The organism is Candidatus Kuenenia sp., assembly GCF_027493735.1.
Lineage (GTDB): Bacteria > Planctomycetota > Brocadiia > Brocadiales > Brocadiaceae > Kuenenia > Kuenenia stuttgartiensis_A.
Genome location: NZ_JAOSKF010000021.1, coordinates 19266 through 42193, shown reverse-complemented (window position 1 = coordinate 42193; position 22928 = coordinate 19266). Strand labels below are relative to the sequence as shown.

The window sequence follows — 22928 nt, the reverse complement described above, 5'->3', positions numbered from 1 at the left end:
TTTGTTTTCATTCTACCTATGAGGAATTGAAACTGCTGTTGAAAAACCCCATGAAAAATGCGATTTTTTGGTTTTCATTCTACCTATGAGGAATTGAAACGGGTTTTCGGCATAGGCTTTTTTTGCCTTTAGTTTAAGTTTTCATTCTACCTATGAGGAATTGAAACAAAGCATCCGCATTGTATTCTTGCAAGGTTATATAGGTTTTCATTCTACCTATGAGGAATTGAAACCAAATATTTAGCTTTTCTTTCCTGCGTTTCTTTAAGGTTTTCATTCTACCTATGAGGAATTGAAACGTGCTTCAGTGCTACGCACTGCACTGCACTGCACTGGTTTTCATTCTACCTATGAGGAATTGAAACAAGAAACCGAACCATTTTTAAGACTTTTTAATGGCTTGCGTTTTCATTCTACCTATGAGGAATTGAAACAACATAATCTCCTTCTTGCGCAAATTTGACAAAACCGTTTTCATTCTACCTATGAGGAATTGAAACTGTAAATTTTTCGATCTTCTTTATGCGCAGCATACCGTTTTCATTCTACCTATGAGGAATTGAAACTAGACTATAATTATGAACAAACCAGAAAATATGTCCGTTTTCATTCTACCTATGAGGAATTGAAACCTGCTACCCTCGATGGTTTTCACCACTGAGTGAGTTGTTTTCATTCTACCTATGAGGAATTGAAACCTTTTCCATACTTCTCAAAAAGCATACCATTTTCATCTGTTTTCATTCTACCTATGAGGAATTGAAACTCTTGCAACTGAACCCAAACATAATCTCCTTCTTGGGTTTTCATTCTACCCTATGAGGAATTGAAACATATTAAAATAATAAAATAATAAAATAATTTAAAATGTTTTCATTCTACCTATGAGGAATTGAAACAAAAAATGGCATGCTTTGAACAAAGAAAAAGCAAACGTTTTCATTCTACCTATGAGGAATTGAAACTAAATATTACCGCTCAAAATCTCGCCAGAGTCTAAAAGTTTTCATTCTACCTATGAGGAATTGAAACTCGTACATCCTGTCTAATGCCGGCACCGGCACAGATAAGTTTTCATTCTACCTATGAGGAATTGAAACAACTTCCAACGGCAGCATTAACCCTTGCGTCTGTGTAGTTTTCATTCTACCTATGAGGAATTGAAACCCCGTAGAAGTACTTGTTCCGGTTACGCCAGAACCAAGTTTTCATTCTACCTATGAGGAATTGAAACCACCACAAGCACGCTTAAAATACGGTACGATTTCAATGTTTTCATTCTACCTATGAGGAATTGAAACCAAAGCGTGACTGGTAGCGGTACTACGGGATATTTATCGTTTTCATTCTACCTATGAGGAATTGAAACTTAACCCTTGCGTCTGTATAATATTTATTTGTACTGCCGTTTTCATTCTACCTATGAGGAATTGAAACTCGATTTTGCCGCTTCCATCTGCGATAGGGATACCAGTTTTCATTCTACCTATGAGGAATTGAAACGAGTGCAAGATCGAAGCAAAAAGTTTATTTAATTTGCGTTTTCATTCTACCTATGAGGAATTGAAACCCCTAAGTCCAAAGAATGGTTGTTTACTATCGGGGGTTTTCATTCTACCTATGAGGAATTGAAACACATAATAATTGGTCATTGCCATTCAAGTGCAATAAAGTTTTCATTCTACCTATGAGGAATTGAAACAATGCCTACAACAAAGTTAGGTGGAAAAACCATTCGTTTTCATTCTACCTATGAGGAATTGAAACTTTAATCTTTCTTTAGGAAAATCTTTTTTAGAATTGTTTTCATTCTACCTATGAGGAATTGAAACATATGTTTAATGTGGTTATTTGGGTGTCCAAAAAGAGTTTTCATTCTACCTATGAGGAATTGAAACAAAGACAATAAAGTCCCTGATGTAATGTTCCCTTGAGTTTTCATTCTACCTATGAGGAATTGAAACTAATTAATTCCACTAATAGTTTTAATTCCAATATCTAGTTTTCATTCTACCTATGAGGAATTGAAACAGGGAAGAAATCCGGTCTTGCAGCTCCATTCGGATTTGTTTTCATTCTACCTATGAGGAATTGAAACTCATAAAATTCCATATCAACCACGGCGTGAGAATTTGAAGGTTTTCATTCTACCTATGAGGAATTGAAACACAACCCGAAATCTATTATACTGGATTCTTTTGCCACAGTTTTCATTCTACCTATGAGGAATTGAAACTTGAAGTAATCTTCTACTTCTTTTTGAAATGCCGGTAGTTTTCATTCTACCTATGAGGAATTGAAACCCGCAAGCGTTGCTAATGCCTTTTCGCGGAATTGAGCGTTTTCATTCTACCTATGAGGAATTGAAACTTTTTCCTAAAAACCATTCTTGTGCGTGCAATGCCCGTTTTCATTCTACCTATGAGGAATTGAAACCCAGTCTTGCGGCTGTAAGCGTAATACCTACGCCAGGTTTTCATTCTACCTATGAGGAATTGAAACCCGCAATGCTTTTCTTTTGGCAATCTTTGCAGCAGGTTTTCATTCTACCTATGAGGAATTGAAACTCTAGATGTGCTGGAAAAGCTGTATCAAGCGTTTCCGTTTTCATTCTACCTATGAGGAATTGAAACATCGTTTGGGCGATAATGTTACTGTTTGTAATTATGTTTTCATTCTACCTATGAGGAATTGAAACTTTATTTCCAATTTATCAAAGAGTTCTGCATAATTCCAAGTTTTCATTCTACCTATGAGGAATTGAAACCTGGTATTATCCATTTGTACCTTAGTTACCATTTTAGTATGTTTTCATTCTACCTATGAGGAATTGAAACCTTGTTAATCTTAGCATGATTCAGCGAATCCGGGTACAAGTTTTCATTCTACCTATGAGGAATTGAAACTTCTTCCCCCTCAGCGATAATGTTGTGTTTGTAGTGCGTTTTCATTCTACCTATGAGGAATTGAAACAAAAACATAATATATTATGTTGGAGGAAAAGATATAGGTTTTCATTCTACCTATGAGGAATTGAAACAGTGTTAAAGAAAAAGACATATAATGTAGAACTGCCGTTTTCATTCTACCTATGAGGAATTGAAACTAAATTATTGCCGTGGCCGAAACAATGTTTGTTTTTGTTTTCATTCTACCTATGAGGAATTGAAACAATTCCTTTTGCCAATTCGAGCAAACTTTAGTTTTCATTCTACCTATGAGGAATTGAAACTAAGAATTATTCAAAAAATAAAATGATATAATATGATATGGTTTTCATTCTACCTATGAGGAATTGAAACAGAACCAAAATTTGACGAAATCCCAATGTTTATTTTTGTTTTCATTCTACCTATGAGGAATTGAAACATATTCCCTTTGCGAATTAGGCAATTCGGACATACTTTAGTTTTCATTCTACCTATGAGGAATTGAAACGGTTTGAAGGATCGGTTTAAAGGATGATTGCAGGGTTTTCATTCTACCTATGAGGATGTTGTAACATTATTATACTAATGCAAGAGGTTAACCCAGTTGGTTTTCATTCTACCTATGAGGAATTGAAACCTTCCTCTATCCCCCAAAATCTATTATACACTTCTAAAAGTTTTCATTCTACCTATGAGGAATTGAAACTTATCTTTTCACTTTTTTCAAGATAGGTGGAAAAGCAGTTTTCATTCTACCTATGAGGAATTGAAACGAATATTTTCAAGCATGGTACTTGATAGACGGTGGAAATAGCGTTTTTTTTTCCTTTGGGGAATTGAAACTAGTCCACCTCGCAACGTATTGGTACTGCATAGCCGTTTTCATTCTACCTATGAGGAATTGAAACAAGACAGAAACAGAACGAAAAGCTGAACAGAGGCGGGTTTTCATTCTACCTATGAGGAATTGAAACTATATTGATAATGATATATTAATGTTATGTGATTTATGTTTTCATTCTACCTATGAGGAATTGAAACGGGTCAGTACCCTGCCTGTTGCTAATGCCTCTTTACGTTTTCATTCTACCTATGAGGAATTGAAACTCGGGAAAATATTGGTAAAGAGATTCAGGATTTGTCTGGTTTTCATTCTACCTATGAGGAATTGAAACGCCTATCATACCACCTATCCAATCGTTGTTGTCTCAGTTTTCATTCTACCTATGAGGAATTGAAACCCTCACAGACGCGCTAAAAATTTCTTCAATTAATAAGTTTTCATTCTACCTATGAGGAATTGAAACCGGGGGAAATGAGCGGAGAGGAAAAACAAGCATCGGGTTTTCATTCTACCTATGAGGAATTGAAACCGATAAGGCGCAAAAGTGGTATAGTCCCCAGCAGTTTCGTTTTCATTCTACCTATGAGGAATTGAAACTTGGAAGATTGCATTGAAAACGCCTATACATGGAATACAGTTTTCATTCTACCTATGAGGAATTGAAACGAAGTTAAATCCCTGCGTCCTGGGATTTGAACTGGGGTTTTCATTCTACCTATGAGGAATTGAAACAGACAATGGACTGCAAACTTGAAAAGAATGGAGTTTATGTTTTCATTCTACCTATGAGGAATTGAAACATTTGTTCAAAAGCCAGTGCCCTGCCAAACCCAATCCGTTTTCATTCTACCTATGAGGAATTGAAACGCAATGGCTGGTTGATTATTTTACTGGCGGCACAAGTTTTCATTCTACCTATGAGGAATTGAAACTTCGTTCGGGGGAGGATGTTAGCGAGTATTTGTTTGTTTTCATTCTACCTATGAGGAATTGAAACTGGATTCTTAGAGACAACGCCGGGGAACGCAATCGAGTTTTCATTCTACCTATGAGGAATTGAAACCGAAGGGCATCTATTTTTGCCTTGAATCCTGCATCGTTTTCATTCTACCTATGAGGAATTGAAACCACCTTGCGCGTGTGAATAATTTTCCACCCCCGGCACGACGTTTTCATTCTACCTATGAGGAATTGAAACAGAGTTCGATTTTTCTTTTCTGAACTAGCCATTTTTCGTTTTCATTCTACCTATGAGGAATTGAAACCAGTGTAAGTAGTTTTATTATTCGCTATGATTTTAATGTTTTCATTCTACCTATGAGGAATTGAAACAAAGACAATAAAGTCCTTGATGTAATGTTCCCTTGAGTGTTTTCATTCTACCTATGAGGAATTGAAACCCATGTTTCTCGTAAAAATTTGTTTTACAGCGGTTGGTTTTCATTCTACCTATGAGGAATTGAAACAATGCAATGTCCAGTTTCCCAACATCTCTACAGTTTGGTTTTCATTCTACCTATGAGGAATTGAAACGCGCCTTTTCAAATTCCTTTTGCGCCTGGCATTCAGGTTTTCATTCTACCTATGAGGAATTGAAACTCCAACAAACTCTGTAACTGTCCAAATCCAGTTAAAAGTTTTCATTCTACCTATGAGGAATTGAAACGACACTTCCAGTTTTCGAGACGTCAAAAAAATCCTTGTTTTCATTCTACCTATGAGGAATTGAAACTTAAATGTTGCATTAGGGAATTTACCAAATATGCATGGTTTTCATTCTACCTATGAGGAATTGAAACTTTTTCAAAAGGAAATGCAGAAGCATTTGATTTTTGGTTTTCATTCTACCTATGAGGAATTGAAACTTCTGAGAATTCATTTTAATCATAATGCTTAATTCATGTTTTCATTCTACCTATGAGGAATTGAAACTACATTGCAGGGATATTAAGTGTCTCTCTATGTGAATGTTTTCATTCTACCTATGAGGGATTGAAACAGCCGCAAAAAGGACAGCAATGGATACGGACAGACGTTTTCATTCTACCTATGAGGAATTGAAACTAACTTTGTCCTAGTCCATACATTAACTCTAAACGAGAGTTTTCATTCTACCTATGAGGAATTGAAACAGATAGACGAATACAGGGAAATACGAGAGAAAGACGAGTTTTCATTCTACCTATGAGGAATTGAAACGTGCAAAAACCATTCGTTAATTTATGTTGACAGTTTTGTTTTCATTCTACCTATGAGGAATTGAAACGGATTATCCCAAAGCACATTGGATCGATGCCGCCTGGTTTTCATTCTACCTATGAGGAATTGAAACCGGGTACGTACCAGAGCACCGTCTCGTCATGGAAGTGTTTTCATTCTACCTATGAGGAATTGAAACTTTCCCATATCTCCTTTATAATGTGGCCTCTCCAGCGTTTTCATTCTACCTATGAGGAATTGAAACGCGTGCGCCGCGACATGCCTTGCCCATTCGAGCTGCGTTTTCATTCTACCTATGAGGAATTGAAACAAGATGGCGAAATCCACTTTCCAAAAGCGACAGGATGTTTTCATTCTACCTATGAGGAATTGAAACCAATAACTTGTTCGTCTTCTGCAACACAAAGATCGCGGTTTTCATTCTACCTATGAGGAATTGAAACAAACTTTCCCGATTGATACAACTTTCCGGCAACTTGTTTTCATTCTACCTATGAGGAATTGAAACAGGCCTTCACTAACTGTATTATTAATCTGCACGTTTGTGTTTTCATTCTACCTATGAGGAATTGAAACGGGTACGGGAGAATTACAAGTTGCACTATTATAATGAGTTTTCATTCTACCTATGAGGAATTGAAACCAACTATTTGAGTGGCTGTACCTTACCCGCCGCGAGTTTTCATTCGTAACTATTCAGCGTAATTTATTAAACTACCGGAGATCAGAACGTAATTGCACGGGAAACTTTGTTTCCGGTGAGGGTCTGACTTTACAAATTACAAACTGTCTTAACCCTGTGATTTTATTCCCTATCTATCAGCAAACAGGCGAGAAACCGGAGTTTCTCGAACAATTGCGTTCCCAAACTGGAGTTTGGGAACGAGCCGTGTATCGTTTACGCTGAATAGTTACTTTCATTCTACCTATGAGAATTTGAAACTGGAAAAACCCAGCCGCTATCCGCCCTCGTTTTCATTCTACCTAGTATGGCATTTCATTAAAATATCTACATTGATACCGTCATTGCAAGCGACAGCGAAGCAATCTTAAGTTTTTTGGGAACAAGAGATTGCTTCGTCGCTCCACCCCTCGCGATGACATTTTTTTACGTACACATTTTAACGAAACGATGTACTAGTATATCACATAATCGACTTCCATCCCCCACCCAATGCCTGGTAAATATTAACCATTGCGTTCATTTGCTGTACTTTCGTTTCAATCAGTTCCATTTTCGCTTCCAACGCATCACGTTGGGTCATTAACACTTCCAGATAATCGGCCCTGGCTGATTTGAACAGGTTATCTGCAATAGTAATCGACTGGGTAAGCGCCTGCACCTGCTTTGCCTTCAGGTCATAATTTTTTCCCAGGTTACTGATCTTTGACAGTTTATTGACAACCTCAATGTAAGCGTTCAGAACGGTACGTTCGTAATTGTAAACAGCCTGTATTTGCTTTGCGTTTGCATTGTTGTAAGTCGCCTTTATTGCGTTTCTGTTGATCAGGGGTACCGCCAACTCTCCGGCCAGGTTATACAGTATGGATTCTGGCGTTCTTATTAAATACTTCAGATCAAATGCCTGGTAACCTACACCTGCAACAATGTCTAAAGAAGGGTAAAACCGTGCTCTCGCCACTTTCACATCCAGCTTTGCTGCTGCCAGCTCCAGTTCTGCTTGTTTAATGTCAGGACGGTTGGTCAATAATTGTGATGGGAGACCGGCATGGATCGTGTCTGGCACCAAATCATTATATCCCTGAGAATTTCGCTGAACAGGCTGTGGGAATCTACCCACCAGGAAATTGATCCTGTTCTCCGTTTCCGTGATCTTTTGTTCAATATTGTACTGATAACTTTGGTTTTTGAGCACCTCTGCTTCAAACTTACGCACTGCCAGTTCGGTGGCTTTAGCTGCTTCTTTCTGTAGCTTTACGGTTTTCAGGGCATTTTTTTGGATTTCAATGTACTTTTTTACTACTTCAAGCATGTTATCGAGCGCCATCAGTTCGTAATAAGAACTGGATATTTCGGCAATCAGCTTAGTTACTATGAAATTTTTCCCTTCAATTGTGGACAGATACCTCAATGCTGCTGCTTTTTTGGCATTCCGCAACTTTTTCCATATATCCACTTCCCATGAAACATTGGCAGATATCAAATAATCCGGCAGTGGTTCAGGGAACTCCTTACCGGATTTAATATCAAGGTTTTCTTCAACAGCCCCATTTCTGGTAAACTCGCCCACCTTTTCAGCCCCGGCTCCCATCTTAAGATTTACAAAAGGCAGATATTCCCCTTTTCTGGCTTGTACTTCATTTTCGGCAATGATAATTTCCTGCAAAGTGATATTCAGTTCCTGGTTGTTTTGCAGTGCGGTATCAATCAGGGCTATAAGACTGGTATCGGTGAAAAATTTCATCCAACTAACCTCTGCCGTATTGACTGTATCCTGTACATTATTATAACTTTCAGGAACGCTGCTATTTTCTGTTTTTTGTGACAACATAGGCGCACAGCCTTTGAATACCAGCGAAATACAGATTATCCCTATATAGCTCAATATGCTGTTTCTTTTCATTGTCTTTAATTTCTTTGATTACTCTTTATTTCGACCTTAACAATTTTTTAATTAGCTTGTTAGAAGCCTTCCGCAGGTTTTTTGAGATCATGTTCTAACTTTCTTTTGTATGTTCATTTTCTTCTTCGTTCAGGCCTGTGGGAAAACCAGTACAAACGCTGAGATATTTGTCTCTTGAATGCACATATTCTTCGCTCAGGGGTTCTAAATATTCATCTTTTATGAGTTGACGGCCTTCTATGAGTTTACCGAATATGTAATACAATCCGGGAATAACGATTACCCCGAAAACGGTTCCAATAAGCATACCCCCAAGAGAAGATGAGCCTATGGTACGATTACCAATGGCGCCAGGACCGGTGGCAGTAACCAGGGGTATCAATCCCGCACAAAAGGCAAAGGAAGTCATCAGGATCGGTCGAAAACGCATCCTGGCACCTTCTATAGCCGCATCGATTATGGTCGCTCCCTGATGATGGTTCTGAACGGCAAATTCCACGATCAGCACAGCATTCTTTGTCAGCAAGCCGATCAACATGATCATCCCTACCTGGGCATAAACGTCGTTGGCCAATCCCGTGAGTTTGAGCAGTAAAAACGAACCAAATATTCCGATCGGCAGGGAAAAGATTACCGCTAAAGGCAAGACGAAGCTCTCGTACTGTGCGGCAAGCACCAAATAGACAAAAATGAGCACGATAGCAAAGATATAAATCGCTTCATTTCCCCGTGCGGCTTCATCAAACGAAAGGCCTTCCCAGGCGATGTCATACCCTATGGGCAAAACTTCCTCAGCTACCTCCCGTATCGCTTGTATGGCCTCGCCAGTAGTGTGCCCCCGTGCGGGAAACCCCCTGATGGCAGCCGAATTGTATAAGTTGTAACGGGTAATTTCATTGGGGCCCTGTGTTTTTTTCATCTTCATAAATGATGAATAAGGCACCATCTCATCATATTTATTTTTTACATACAGTTTCTCAATATCCGATGGGAACCTTCGGCTTTCCGGAACCGACTGTGTGTAAACTTTGAAAAAACGGCCAAATCGAATAAACCCTTGCTCATAAGTACTCCCTATCAGAATGTTGAGGTTTTCTATTGCTCTTTCGATAGACACCCCTTTCTGCATAGCAGCTTTGTTGTCTATCTCCAACTCATATTGAGGATAATTGGCCGCATAAAAAGTAAATAAGCCGGACAGCTCTTTTCGCTCGCGCATGGCGTCCATAAATTCACTATTTATTTTTTCAAATTCATGGTAATCTGTAGAATTGGTTTTATCGAGCAGGCGCAGAGAAAAACCGCCGGAAGAACCAAATCCCGGCACAGGAGGTGGTTCAAAAAACTCTATGATGGCTCCAAGATCCTTCGTTTTTTCTTCCATTTCCTCTATGGTCTCACGAACCGATTGTTTACGCTCCGACCAGTCTTTCAGGCTGATCAGGCATGTCCCCGCATTAGAGCCTCGTCCTTCTGTCATGATCTCATAACCGGCCAATGAAACAACCGATTCAACTGCATCAATTTCTTTGCAAACTTTTTGCAGTTCTTGGGCTACCTGATAGGTTAATTCCAGAGTGGAGCCTGGAGGGGTTTGTATAATGGCATAGATTGTACCCTGGTCTTCACCGGGAACAAATCCTGTTGGAACAACTGTGCTTTCCAAGAATATCCCGACACCAAATACCAGCAATATCCCGAAAGTGACCAATCTTCTGTTTGCTATTAATTTCAGCAATCCTACATATCTTCCTGTCAGCTTTCCGAACCCCTTGTTAAAATAGCCTAGCAACCACTTAATCGGTGATCTTTTTCTCGGTTTACCGTGCGTATTCTTCAATATAATGGCACACAGCACCGGTGTAAGCGTAAGTGCAACAATACCCGAAATAACAATGGAAGCGGCCATCGTAATGGAAAACTGCCGGTAGAATACACCTACCGGGCCCGACAAGAATGAGACAGGGATAAATACTGCTGTCATTACCAGCGTAATTGCAATAATGGCGCCACTGATCTCACGCATCACTTGTTGGGTGGCATTGTATGGCGACAGGTTTTCCTTTTCCATTTTGGCATGTACGGCTTCTACCACCACAATGGCATCGTCAACGACAATACCAATGGCCAGCACAAGGGCAAATAAGGTGACCAGGTTGATGGAAAGTCCGATAAACTGCATAAAAAAGAAGGCGCCGATCAGGGATACAGGAACGGCCAGTGTTGGAATTAACGTGGAGCGCCAATCGCCAAGAAAGATAAATACGACTAAAGCTACCAATATAAATGCGTCTCGTAACGTATGCATCACTTGTTCAATAGAGGCACTCAAAAATTGCGATACATCATAACTGATCTTATAATCCATTTTAGGTGGGAATTCCGCTTTTAATTCTTTCAGTTTGGCCTTTACCTGCTTAATGACCTCTTTGGCATTACTGCCGACTGTTTGTTTTAAAACAATGGATGCCGCCGGATGACCGTCAATGTTGGAATAGATGTCAAAAAATTCGCTTCCGAGCTCTACATTGGCTATATCTTTAAGGTAGAGTATTTCGCCTTTTTCATTGGCCCGAATGATGATATTCCCATATTGTTCCGGCTTGTTATACCTTCCCTGATATGTCAGCACATATTCCATCGATTGTGCATGTATTCCTGAACTTTGCCCTAATCTTCCCGGCCTGGCTATGATGCTTTGCTCCGACATTGACTTCATCACTTCTTCTGCCGAGATGTTATATGCACGCATCCGATCAGGTTTCAACCAGATGCGCATGGCGTATTTCCGGCTCCCCAGTATTTGCGCCATCGCTATACCGTTAATTCGTTGTATTTCCGGTATCATTTTGGTATAGGCGTAATTGTAAAGGAGCTTTTCATCGGTATTTTCATCTTCACTGTATAAGTTCACATACATCAACATACTGGGTTGTATAGGTGTGATGATAACTCCTTCCCGCTGAACCAGCGGAGGAAGAAGGGGCATCACCTGATCCACCCTTGTTTTCACCCTTATAACCGCTTGATTAGGATCAGTACCGGGTTCAAATATTATCCGGATGGTAGCTTCTCCTGCACTGGTAGCGTCAGATGCTATGTACCTCATTCCCTGAACACCATTGATAGCCGTTTCCAATGGAATAAGGGTGGATTTAACCAACACATCGGCATTGGAGCCAGGATAGGCAATAAAAATATTTACCGTTGTGGGAGCAATTTCAGGAAACTGTGATATAGGTAGCTGTGTTATGGACAATCCACCCATGAAAACAATGACGAGCGATATGACAATTGCAAATATGGGCCTGTGAAGAATGTTACTGAACATGTTTTTTTTCTTTCTTCTCTTTTCTAATACTTACATTATTCTGCATATAAATCCAGATGTGCCATTACCGAATCTGGATCCATAAATTCATAAGTTATTTCTTCCTTATCTCTTACTTTACGCAAGCCTTCTAAAAGTATCTTATCGTTTTCAGTTAAACCTTCTTTTACCACAAATAGGTGTGGCATTTCCGCTCCTATGGTAATGTGCCTTGTTCTTACTACATTGTTTTCATCTATCACAAAAACATATTTCTTATCCATGATCTCAAAAGTGGCTTTCTGCGGAATCAGCAGTGCGTTTTCGAGCGGTTTGGTCATTAGGATATTACCTGTTTCTCCATGCCTTAACAGCCCTTCCGGGTTGGGGAATGTTGCCCTGAAAGCAATATTACCTGTTTCGTTGTTAAAATCGGCTTCAATGGTGGTAACCACTCCGGGGTATTCAAAAAGCTGATTATTTGCCATTAGTAACTTTACTTGTACCTGGTTGTCTTTATTTATCTTTGTTTTGTAATCCAAATATTCCGCTTCCGGCACATTGAAATACACCCACATTTCACTGTTATCCGATAAAGTGGTAAGCAGTTCGCCTTCATCCAAAAGGCTTCCAAGCCTTACATGGAAGTGATCCATCAAACCATTAAAGGGAGCTCTGATATCCGTAAACCCTAAGCGTGCCTTAGCCAATGCCTGTTCAGCCTTTGCTTTATCAAATCTGGCCTTAGCCAGTGCCAATTCATTAGGAGATACTATATTGTTGTCTGCAAGCGATTTTGTATTTAAGTATTCAATTTCTGCCCCCTTTGCTTCGGCCTGTGCTTTGTGAAATTCGGCACGGTATATGACGGGCAGGACCTGGAACATAAGCTGCCCTTTCCTGACCAACTGCCCTTCATCCACAAAAATCTTATTTAAGTAGCCTCTTTCGAACGTTCTTATTTCAATATGTTGTATGGCATGGATTTGGCATACGTACTCCGTGGTGAGGGAAGTGTCTTTTCTCAACGGGCTGGTAACCAGAAATTTGACTTCCTCTTTTTTATGTTCTTCGTGTTCTGTTCCACAGCCTGCATGGCATAACAAAGCAATCAGGCTTACGAGTATGAGCATTCTTTTCATCAATACTCCAGACATTGAAAATCTTTATTATTAAACAATTAGAAAATTAAAACGGGTATATTTTGTGCTGAGTTTGTAAGCAAAAAGGGTAGATAGAGCCTCAACTTGAAAACCAGCTTAACCTGTTTACATCACCGATGCGTCCACATACTAAATGTAGCGCTTTAAGCAGTAAGTAAATTAATTAAACGCCAAGTAGCAAAGGCTCCTTGATTCAGAAAGAATCAAAGTAGGAATACTTCAAAAAGAAGGTAAAGGGAGGAATGGTAAAGGTAGCACGTTGATAAGGGGACAGACCGGAACGATGGTGCATTTACATTATGTGTTAATTGCTCCTCGTTGGAATAATATCCTCGAAGATTCTCTCGTTTCTTTTTCGCTTTTTTTTCTTCCAGTCCACATTCGTCTCCAGGAAAAGATGTGAAATAGATGTTCAGAGGATCACTGTGGTCACTAACAATAAAACCGGAAAAGCTATCCAGATGTGAATCAAGCGAAATCTCAACTTGATGATGATTTGACTGAGTATTAAAGGTAAAAGACTCTCCAAATCCAAAAAAGCAGAGAGTGCTACTTATAAAAATTAATGAAAGAATTATTTTTGAGAATTGTTTATCCATAAATATGCAACAGTGGCTTTTACTAAAAGTGTAAATAAAATTATTTTCATGAGTGTAGTAAAATATTCTCACAATTCAACTATTTTTTAAAATTATGCACGGTAATGAAACGACGGTAATGAAACGGATGACTTTCATCTCACAGCTACATTTTGGACAACATAATGGATCGATTTCACATATCTTTCCCCGCTGAAATACTGCGAGGACAAGCTTGATACAATCTCCCTGTTAACCCGACTTTCGCAATTCGCACCGAAAAACGATGATTTTTAGACATATATCGCCTTGAAACCCTTGATTTTGCTAAAGTAGGTTTTCAAAATGCGCTGTAGTGCCTACCGACCCTCTTGACGAGTCCAATAAAAACGGAGAAAATGCTTTCATGCTTTTACGAGCGAAATCAAGGATAAAGGATGGCAAAATGTACCGTTATTGGAGCGTAGTGGAGACCCGTCGAGTGCCTGGCATTGTTTCCGGATGACCCTAAAGAATTGCTCATAATGACCTGTGAGACCATCCATATACAACTGGACAAAAATGGAGGATATTCTTGTTTCTTCCGCCAATGCCCTCAATTCCGGTTTGGTTGCGGTGTATTTGCGCTTGAAGGTGGCAAAATGGGATAAATAAGTTCGGGTTGATCACCGGTCAGTGTTTTGAGAAACGCAACAATCCTGCTTGTTTCATTTTCAGTAAGTTTTATGCCTAACTGATATTCCGCCATCACATTCACCGCCTCACTCAAACTCCACGTGCTTGCATCATGAAAATAGGGCGCTGTGAGCTCAATATTTCTGAGCAGCGGCACCTTGAAAACGTATTTATCATTCTCATCCTTTGTCACGTTATAGCGTCCGAGCGTCTGGGTGTCTTTGTCATAGGGTTTTGCAATGCCAAATTTCTCAAAAGAGTTTCCTCCCACCCCGAATCCGTTATGGCAGCCTATGCATCCTTTTTCCTTAAAAAGGTCGTACCCCGCCTTTTCCTCAGCGGTGATTTTTTCGTCATAACCGTTTAGCCATGAATCGAACCGTGAGTTTGGAGTAGTCAGCGTTTCTTCAAATGCTGCGATGGCATCCGCAACGTTATCTATAGTAATCTTTCCCTCTCCATAGACATCCTTAAACCACCCCACATATTCCGGGATCGATTGCAATACATCTACCGCAAGTTGATAGTTCGAAGCCATTTCCATAGGATTGGCGATAGGGCCTTTTGCCTGCTCCTTCAAATCCTTGGCGCGTCCATCCCAGAATTGCGCCAGATTAAATTTTGAGTTCAGGACGGTTGGTGAATTTATAGGACCAAGCGTCCATTTATGTCCAATAGAAGTCGGCAGATTATCCGTACCGCCCGTAGAAAGATTGTGGCAGGAATTGCACGTAATCCATTCGGATTTAGACAACCTTGGTTCAAAGAATAACTTTTTCCCTAAATCCGTCTTTGCCCTGTTATCGTCAAAATTAATCGGGATCGGCTTGATGGGTTCTTTTGACCGTGAAGATACAGCGCCTCCCTGCATTCTTCCGCCTCTGCCATAGCCGATATTCCGGGGCGGTTCCTCCGCAGAAACCAGTACAGGTAATACAAAGGTAATAGCAGCAAATGCCAACAAACAACACATGGTAGCAAATCTAGTAATCTTCATATATCATCCTTTTTCGTGTGTAATGAAAACGTAGCCATTAAGTGATCCATAACAACATAATCCCATGTTACCTACAACGATTTTTATTTAATAATATTTATCAAATGCAAAATTGTCAACAGCATTTATTTGTATTCATAAATTAGTTACGTCACTATTTACCTGACTTCGAAGCTAATTTTATACACTACATTGAATATATATGCGGAAAGCCTGTATATTCAATAGTTTTCGCTTCCTTTAATAAAAACATAAACTATTCGTGTAGTGTATACAATATACACTATACATAATTCAATTAGTCGAAAAGACATTGATTTATCTTACTTTATTGCTCTTTATAATTTGTAGTGTATAAATTGAGCTTGGAATTTGGGTATTTAAATAAACAAATAAGATGAACCAAAATACAGAATAAAGAGACAAGGGAAGAATCATTTGTGCGTATACTATAGTATTTGGCGAAGCCGGAAGAATTAAAAACTTGCTATCTTTAACCTTTCTGATTTAATATCCCCCACACAAAAATATTCATATTGGCATTACCAGCAGCAAAAGTCCCCCCTTAAAAAGGGGAGGAAGGGGGTTGTTTTACGTATGACGAACCGTATATTTATAGTCAAAGAAATCAGATTTTGGAAATTCCTGGTAACCCGGCGTTTAATAAACATCCCGTCAGCTCCGCTGCCACCCTCTTTTTAGAGAGAAAAACGGGAAGTCCCCCCTATCAATACGCTTTTGACTATAGTTAAAGAAGATGCGACGGATTTAGAGCATCTGAGTCCGGAACGGTTTGCCTACATAAACTATATTTTTATTGTGGTAAACAACACACCGGAGGCATACCTTTCGGCGCATGAACTAGCTACAAGATTAGGCTTCAAGGAATCAGGAGATATAGAATACAGCGCAGACAATGCCATGTTCTTAATTCACGAGTGGAACACCCTGGTCCAGCATCTTCATTGGATAAAAAGAGCTTTTTATGGCTGGTTGCCAGCCGCGAAAACAATCCGGGCAAAATTGCCACTTATCAGTTAGAATACCCCTATTGGAGCTTTAAGGAGATGTAATTATGTTAAACAAAATCAACCCGATAAAGACAAAAAGCTGGAACAGCCTCGCTGAACATTTCAAAGATATTCAGCATATTCACATGAAAACGCTTTTTGCTAAAGACCCTGACAGATTTAAAAAATTTTCCATTAGATTTAACGACATACTTGTTGACTATTCCAAAAATATCATAACGGACGAAACCTTAAGACACCTTATCGCTCTTGCAAGAGAAACCGGACTCGAAGACGCTATCGAAAAAATGTTTTCCGGCAATGCAATAAATGAAACGGAGAATCGCGCCGTTTTGCATACCGCCTTACGAAACAGAGAAAATACACCCATCTATGCTGACGGCAAAAACGTAATGCCACAGGTAAATGCGGTGCTAAAGAAGATGGAAGCATTTTCGCGCAATGTCATTTCCGGAGAGTGGAAAGGATTTTCCGGCAGGAAGATTACTGACATTGTAAATATTGGCATTGGGGGTTCTGATTTAGGACCGGTAATGGTCACAGAATGTTTGCGTCCCTATGCCAAAAAAGGTCTATCGGTTCATTTCGTTTCAAACATAGACGGCACGCATATTGTGGAAACACTAAAAACACTGAATCCTGAAACTACCCTGTTCATGATTGCATCCAAGACATTTACAACACAGGAGACAATGACCAATGCGTTCTCCGCAAGGGAGTGGTTTTTACAATGCGCAAAAGATCACGCACATGTTGCAAGGCATTTCGTTGCAATTTCAACAAATACGGAAAAGGTGGAAGCGTTTGGCATTCACAGGGACAACATGTTTGTATTCTGGGACTGGGTTGGGGGCCGTTATTCGCTCTGGTCGGCAATTGGCTTGTCTATAGCCTGTTTTATCGGTTATGAAAATTTTAGTGAATTGCTGCACGGCGCCTTTGAAATGGATAACCATTTCAGAACTGCTCCGTTTGAAAAAAACATTCCTGTAATACTTGCGCTTATCGGGATATGGTACAACAATTTCTTTGGCGCACAAACAGAGGCTATTCTGCCCTACGACCAATACATGCACCGGTTCCCCGCATACTTCCAGCAAGGCAATATGGAAAGTAACGGGAAATCTACAGACCGGAGCGGCGATAAGGTAAATTATCAGACAGGACCCGTTATTTGGGGCGAGCCGGGGACAAACGGACAACACGCCTTTTATCAGTTAATCCATCAGGGTACAAAATTAATCCCTGCTGATTTTCTAGCACCTGCAATCAGCCATAACCCTCTTGGAGAACACCATAACATTCTTTTATCAAACTTTTTCGCACAGACGGAGGCGCTTTTAAAAGGAAAAACAAGAGATGAAGTCCTCGAAGAATTAAAGAAGGAATGCAAGAGTGATAATGAAATACAAAGGTTAGCCCCGCATAAGGTATTTGAAGGAAACAGACCCACCAATTCCATACTCTTCAAAAAACTAACCCCCACAGTATTAGGCAGTTTAATCGCCCTGTATGAACACAAAATATTTGTACAGGGTGTTATCTGGAACATTTTTAGTTTTGATCAATGGGGGGTTGAGTTAGGAAAACAACTCGCAAAAAAAATATTACCGGAATTAACGGATAACAAACCGATAGCCACTCATGATTCGTCAACAAACGGTTTGATTAATGCCTATAAGGAAATGAGGTAATATAGTTCACGCATAGTACCCTAAAAGGTATTTCTTTGCACTTTTTGGCAAAATATTTAATGGAGGAAACCGAATTTCTAAATTTGAAAATAATGAAATTGCAAAAATATTTAATCATGGTTATTCTTCTGTCAGCAAACAAGTAAGTAATATAAAGGTTTAGTTGAGCAAAAGAACCGCAAATAAAAAAAATATTAACCAAAATTAATTCACTATTCAAAATGTGACATCGGCTTTCCCTAATTCTCTATGAGAAGCATTTCCAAATATTTGTAAATTTAAAAATAGGATCACAACTCGTTCCAAAGCTCCAGCTTTGGAACGTAATTGCTTTAGAAGCTCTGCTTCTAAAATAGAAAGCATGAGCTTCCTTTACAATTGGTAAGATTTTAGTTTTTTGAAAAAACTCAATAAAATTAAGGATTCTGTATTAGTTTTGTTTTTTGAAAAAGATATTCACGTGTGCCTGTTATATAACAGGCACAAAACATTTTCCTTGTAGGCAAGGCGCGCACAGACTGGGTCAAATGAACTTTGTTATCTCAAAAGTGGTGGCAACTCCTTATATTTTACCTGTTTCATGCCCTATTTATTACTGTTTTTCCATTAAAGTAGGAAATGCATATCTCGAAATAGAGGAAAATTGCCCATTTGACCCAGTCTGAGGAGATCGAGAACAAGGATGGGGGATCTACAAATATTTGGGAATGCGCCCTTCTCTATAGGTCAACCTTCGTGAAACGACAGCGACTTCTCTGGAATGCTAATAGGCGGATACGAATGAAATCAAATGCACCAGGTCAGTTACTAGGGTATACAATTCAGTTTCCACGTGCATTGTACCACCTTCTTAGGAGTGGCCCAGGCGATGCTGTTTGTGTTGAAGTTCGGGGCGATGTAGCAACTCTTAAACCAGATGGAGGGGTAATTACCGAGGAAGACAAATCTTCAATAGTTGGAAATCCCCTGACCGACAAATCGACCGATTTGTGGAAAACATTTTCAAATTGGATAAAAGCAATCACAAGTAGAAACCTAGGTGTAGGAAAAACAAAATTTATCCTGTATTGTAATCAGTCTGGAAGAAGCGGTATTGTCGATAAATTTAGTTCTGCGCGAAACCAAAAGGAAGCGCAATCTGCAATTGATGACGCAAAAAAAGTGCTTAATGATATAAAAAAGGACCATGATATTTGGGAATACTATGATTTAGTGGTTAATCAAAACGAGTCTTTGCTGGTAAAAGTTGTGGAAAGATTTGAGCTTCAAATCGGAAGTGACACTGGTTATGATAACGTGCGCTACGAAATTCGGCGCAAGCATGTTCCAGTAAGCCAAATTGAATTTCTTATGGATCAAATCAGTGGTTGGTTACAGAAAGTAATCACTGAAAAAATTGCAGCACGGGAACTAGCAATCATAAGTTGGGAAAAATTTGATCAACAGTTTTTAGTTCTGTTTAATCGTGCTCGTTGTCGAGAACTTGTTGATTTTACATTGCAGTATCCTCTAAAGGACGAAGATATCCAAAGCCAGGTAAAAGTTCGTCCGGTATATCTGAAACAGCTTGATGTAATCGGCACTACTGATGATGATATATTAGAGGCAGTGTCAGATTTTTTGAGAGCAGATGTAAATCGTGAACGGTGGATAGAGAGCGGCATCATTGACGAAGATATTGCTTCTGATTTTGAGACAAAGTTAAATAACTTTTGGAAAAACCAAAGAATAAGAATAGACATTACTGAAAAAAGTTTAAGTGAAGAAGATAAAGGACAATTGCTTTTCAGAGATTGTAAGTCAAGGGCGGAAACAATCAGAGATATGTCGCCCCCATGCTCAACGATCGCTGGGACATATCATGCTCTGACTAATAAACCAGTTCTTGGCTGGCATCCTAATTGGGAAAAACTATTTCCAAAACAAAAGGAGGATTGATTATGGGACAATTAGTGGAGGAAGTAAAACTCTGGAACACTCCTCTGGTAGGTGCCTATTTGCTTTGGAGGTTTACTCAAGGATACTGCAATGGACATCCGCACGGGGATGCTCCAATTGGGCTGTTACATTTTGTGGCTAGTGCCATACTGACGAATAAGACACTTCTTAAACCAATAAGCAATAAAAGAAACGATCTACAATCATTTGCTCGTAGCTTTGAAGTCTCAAAAGACTCAGACATATTGTTAACCATACAGGAGCGGGCAAGAGAGAAGCGTGAGTATACCTTGGCGGCAATTGATATTGCTATTGCTGAAGGATTAATGGTCTGGGATGCTGATAGTGGCAAATTGTATCCTCGCAATTTAACACAACTCCCTGGTCGCAAAAAAACTTTGAAAGGGCAAATCAGGGATGATGGGAATAAGGCTGAGATTCTTGGGAAGTGGTTTTCTAAACACGACCTGCCTACTATTGCAGCTTATCTTAAGGTGGTATTCTGATGAAATTTCAACTATTAAAATTAATCGTTTGGCCAAGGTCTGATGAATTTCCGCCAAGAATTGTAGACTTTAAACCGGGAAAAGTGAACGTCATAACAGGGGCGTCACGTACAGGGAAATCTGCGATTATTCCAATTATTGATTATTGTTTAGCTTCAAGTGATTGTTTTATACCTATAGATACTATTCGTAATTATGCATCTTGGTATGGGGTTGTTTTCCAAACAGAAACAGAACAAATTCTGATTTCCCGAAAAATCCCTCTTGGCAATAAAGTTTCAAATGATTTTTATCTTTTGCGTGGATCCATAGTAAGCATTCCTCCTGCAATCAAAAAGGCAAACGAAAACACTGACGGAGTAAAGCATATTTTGAACACCATTTCATCTGTGCCCTATCTTCCCTTGGATGGTGGGGATGGGGAAAGAGCTTATCAAGCTCGATTAGGGTTTCGAGATCTGATGGCATTGGTTTTTCAAAACCAGGACATTGTGGCCAATCAAAACATACTGTTTTATAAAACTCATGCACATGAACATCGGGAACGGTTGCGGAATTGGTTTCCTTTCATCTTGGGTGCAGAGAATATTGAAATTTTAACGGCAAGACAACGTCTTCAGATTGTCGAAAAGCGGCTCAACCAATTGAGGAGAGAGTTTGAAAAATCTAAGGCAATATCTGCTTCCTGGATGGCTAATATGCTTGGTCATATAAAAGTAGCAAAGGAATATGGAATACTGGAAGAAGATGTTTCAGATGCGACTAGCCCAGAAGACTTGTTAGCGGCGGCAAAACGTATCTTTGAGCATATTCCTGAACATTCGCAGACAAAATTTGAAAATATCGAAAAGGCGAATAAAGAAGTCTTAGAATTGGAACTTGAAGAGGAACGGATAAGTGCAGAGATTGGTGTTTCCAAAAAAAGACTTAATGATGTTCAACGCTTAAAATCTAGCTTGCTCGATTATGGGAATTCTGTGCGAAAGAGGGTCGATAGATTACATATTTCACAATGGTTGGAAAATATAGTATCAGAATCGCAGGGATGTCTCGCCTGCGGGAGTTCTGAACACCCCAATAGCACCTCTGAATTTTTTAGGATTTCCTCTGCATTCAAGAAGTATGAAGATGAAGCAAAAAGCGTAGCGGCAGTGCCTACTTCATTTGCAAGAGAAGAAGTGCGAATCGAATTTGAATTGAAGAACCTTTTAGATCAAATGAAAAAGCATCAGAAACGATTTGATTTGTTGATGGCACGGGATAAAAAAGCGCAGGAAGAATTTCAGCGCAGGAAAAATATGTTTCTATTTCTTGGACATTTAAAAGCATCTATGGAAACATTTGAAAGTCTTGCAGATGGTGGTGAGTTTCAAAAAGATATATCCATCTTGCAAGAGGAATATAAAGGTCTGATAAATTTGGTCGACCCCAAAGGTGTACAACGACGTATTGACAACGCAACGGCCCACATCTCTCAGGGGATTCTTAACCATTTAAAGTCTTTGGATGTAGAGGATAAGTATCGAAAGATTGCCCCTAAATTTAGTGTTAAAGATTTAAATATTTCAGTACTGAGTGATGATGGTCATTGGCATTTTCTTGCTGAAGTTGGTAGTGCTTCAAACTGGGTGTCTTTTCATATTGCTTTAATGTGTTCTTTGCAAGAATATTTTTTGGAGCAAGCGACATCGTGTGTTCCTAGTTTCGTAATTTTTGATCAACCCAGCCAGGTATATTTCCCCAAAGTAAAGAGAGGTGTTGAGAATGTGGAAAATGATCCTAAATATGAGGGTGATGAAGATGTTGCCGCAGTAAAGAGCATGTTCAAAACTCTCGCCAAATCGGTTTTAGATAAAGAAGGCGCATGGCAAAGCATCATTCTTGATCATGCAGACAATAGTATATATGGTGGGATTGAAGGTGTCCATGAAGTCGAGGAATGGCGAAATGGGAAAAAGTTGATTCCAGCAGAATGGATTGAATGAACAAGAAAAAGAGGAAAATGGTGTCACATCTTGAGGCATATTATAATGCCCTGCCATGACAAGGCCATTGTGCATTGAATATTTAGGTGCTTTTTATCCTGTCCTATCGCCAAGAAATGAGCGAAAAGTGATCTTCCGGGAGGATAAAGCTAATAAGTGCGTTTAGGGAAATACATGGAGAAATGTCTTCAAGATTTTCAGTTGACATCTTTACTTATTTACACATGGGCAATCACTACCATTTATTGTCCATGAATATTTTAAAATCCATACAGTAGCTGGGAGTTACCTAGACACGATGGTTTAACATTAGGCATATACGTAGCGAGCATTTGTTTCATGGTTGGTTCAAATCATTTCTCGTTGAAAACGAGAAATACCTTCAGAACTCCTGAAGTTGAAGTTAAGCAAAGAACCATAAACAAAAAAAATATTTAGAAAAGCTAATTCACTATTCAAGATGTAACGGCGG

General features: G+C 39.3%; 10 protein-coding genes and 1 CRISPR repeat array (1 of these 11 only partly in view). Of the genes, 5 read left to right on the top strand and 5 right to left on the bottom strand.

Going from position 1 to position 22928, the window contains the following annotated elements; all coding sequences use genetic code 11:
* Positions 1-6702: a CRISPR direct-repeat array (repeat unit 30 nt; unit sequence GTTTTCATTCTACCTATGAGGAATTGAAAC) (it extends 462 nt beyond the left edge of the window).
* Between the two features lie 437 nt (positions 6703-7139).
* From M5U24_RS14080 to M5U24_RS14065, 4 genes are all read right to left on the bottom strand, one after another.
* On the bottom strand, positions 7140-8579 hold the full coding sequence (locus M5U24_RS14080; RefSeq protein ID WP_099325849.1) for a TolC family protein: 1440 nt from the start codon (positions 8577-8579) through the stop codon (positions 7140-7142).
* Between the two features lie 94 nt (positions 8580-8673).
* Positions 8674-11910: an efflux RND transporter permease subunit gene (locus M5U24_RS14075; RefSeq protein WP_099325848.1), complete on the bottom strand. Its 3237-nt coding sequence runs from the start codon at positions 11908-11910 to the stop codon at positions 8674-8676.
* 35 nt (positions 11911-11945) lie between these two features.
* Positions 11946-13031: an efflux RND transporter periplasmic adaptor subunit gene (locus M5U24_RS14070; protein WP_099325847.1), complete on the bottom strand. Its 1086-nt coding sequence runs from the start codon at positions 13029-13031 to the stop codon at positions 11946-11948.
* A gap of 1194 nt (positions 13032-14225) precedes the next feature.
* On the bottom strand, positions 14226-15302 hold the full coding sequence (locus tag M5U24_RS14065) for a cytochrome-c peroxidase (RefSeq protein ID WP_197705206.1): 1077 nt from the start codon (positions 15300-15302) through the stop codon (positions 14226-14228).
* Between the two features lie 738 nt (positions 15303-16040).
* Between M5U24_RS14065 and M5U24_RS14060 the strand changes: the two genes are divergently transcribed.
* Both M5U24_RS14060 and pgi read left to right on the top strand, forming a co-directional pair.
* On the top strand, positions 16041-16343 hold the full coding sequence (locus M5U24_RS14060) for a hypothetical protein (protein ID WP_099325845.1): 303 nt from the start codon (positions 16041-16043) through the stop codon (positions 16341-16343).
* A 34-nt stretch (positions 16344-16377) separates the two neighbouring features.
* On the top strand, positions 16378-18027 hold the full coding sequence (pgi, locus tag M5U24_RS14055) for a glucose-6-phosphate isomerase (RefSeq protein ID WP_099325844.1): 1650 nt from the start codon (positions 16378-16380) through the stop codon (positions 18025-18027).
* Between the two features lie 216 nt (positions 18028-18243).
* Here pgi and M5U24_RS14050 read toward each other — a convergent pair whose 3' ends face one another.
* On the bottom strand, positions 18244-18390 hold the full coding sequence (locus M5U24_RS14050) for a hypothetical protein (RefSeq protein ID WP_157820618.1): 147 nt from the start codon (positions 18388-18390) through the stop codon (positions 18244-18246).
* 417 nt (positions 18391-18807) lie between these two features.
* On the opposite strand from M5U24_RS14050, the gene M5U24_RS14045 reads away from it, so the two are divergent.
* From M5U24_RS14045 to M5U24_RS14035, 3 genes are read left to right on the top strand one after another with little or no spacing between them, the layout of a single operon-like run.
* The gene (locus M5U24_RS14045) at positions 18808-19965 is read left to right on the top strand and encodes an ABC-three component system protein (RefSeq protein ID WP_157820617.1); all 1158 of its coding nucleotides are present in this window, start codon (positions 18808-18810) and stop codon (positions 19963-19965) included.
* Between the two features lie 2 nt (positions 19966-19967).
* Positions 19968-20471, top strand: a complete 504-nt coding sequence (locus tag M5U24_RS14040) for a three component ABC system middle component (RefSeq protein ID WP_099325842.1) — start codon at positions 19968-19970, stop codon at positions 20469-20471.
* Positions 20471-22456 carry a DUF3732 domain-containing protein gene (locus tag M5U24_RS14035; protein ID WP_099325841.1) on the top strand — a complete coding sequence of 662 codons (1986 nt, stop codon included), beginning with the start codon at positions 20471-20473 and terminating at the stop codon, positions 22454-22456. The genes M5U24_RS14040 and M5U24_RS14035 overlap by 1 nt, the downstream gene beginning before the upstream one ends.
* Positions 22457-22928 lie beyond the last annotated feature (472 nt).

Bases quoted from the DNA above. Each gene is read 5' to 3' on its own strand.
- M5U24_RS14080 (WP_099325849.1), bottom strand. From the start codon at position 8,579: ATGAAAAGAAACAGCATATTGAGCTATATAGGGATAATCTGTATTTCG.
- M5U24_RS14075 (WP_099325848.1), bottom strand. From the start codon at position 11,910: ATGTTCAGTAACATTCTTCACAGGCCCATATTTGCAATTGTCATATCG.
- M5U24_RS14070 (WP_099325847.1), bottom strand. From the start codon at position 13,031: ATGAAAAGAATGCTCATACTCGTAAGCCTGATTGCTTTGTTATGCCAT.
- M5U24_RS14065 (WP_197705206.1), bottom strand. From the start codon at position 15,302: ATGAAGATTACTAGATTTGCTACCATGTGTTGTTTGTTGGCATTTGCT.
- pgi (WP_099325844.1), top strand. From the start codon at position 16,378: ATGTTAAACAAAATCAACCCGATAAAGACAAAAAGCTGGAACAGCCTC.
- M5U24_RS14050 (WP_157820618.1), bottom strand. From the start codon at position 18,390: ATGCTTTCTATTTTAGAAGCAGAGCTTCTAAAGCAATTACGTTCCAAA.
- M5U24_RS14045 (WP_157820617.1), top strand. From the start codon at position 18,808: ATGAAATCAAATGCACCAGGTCAGTTACTAGGGTATACAATTCAGTTT.
- M5U24_RS14040 (WP_099325842.1), top strand. From the start codon at position 19,968: ATGGGACAATTAGTGGAGGAAGTAAAACTCTGGAACACTCCTCTGGTA.
- M5U24_RS14035 (WP_099325841.1), top strand. From the start codon at position 20,471: ATGAAATTTCAACTATTAAAATTAATCGTTTGGCCAAGGTCTGATGAA.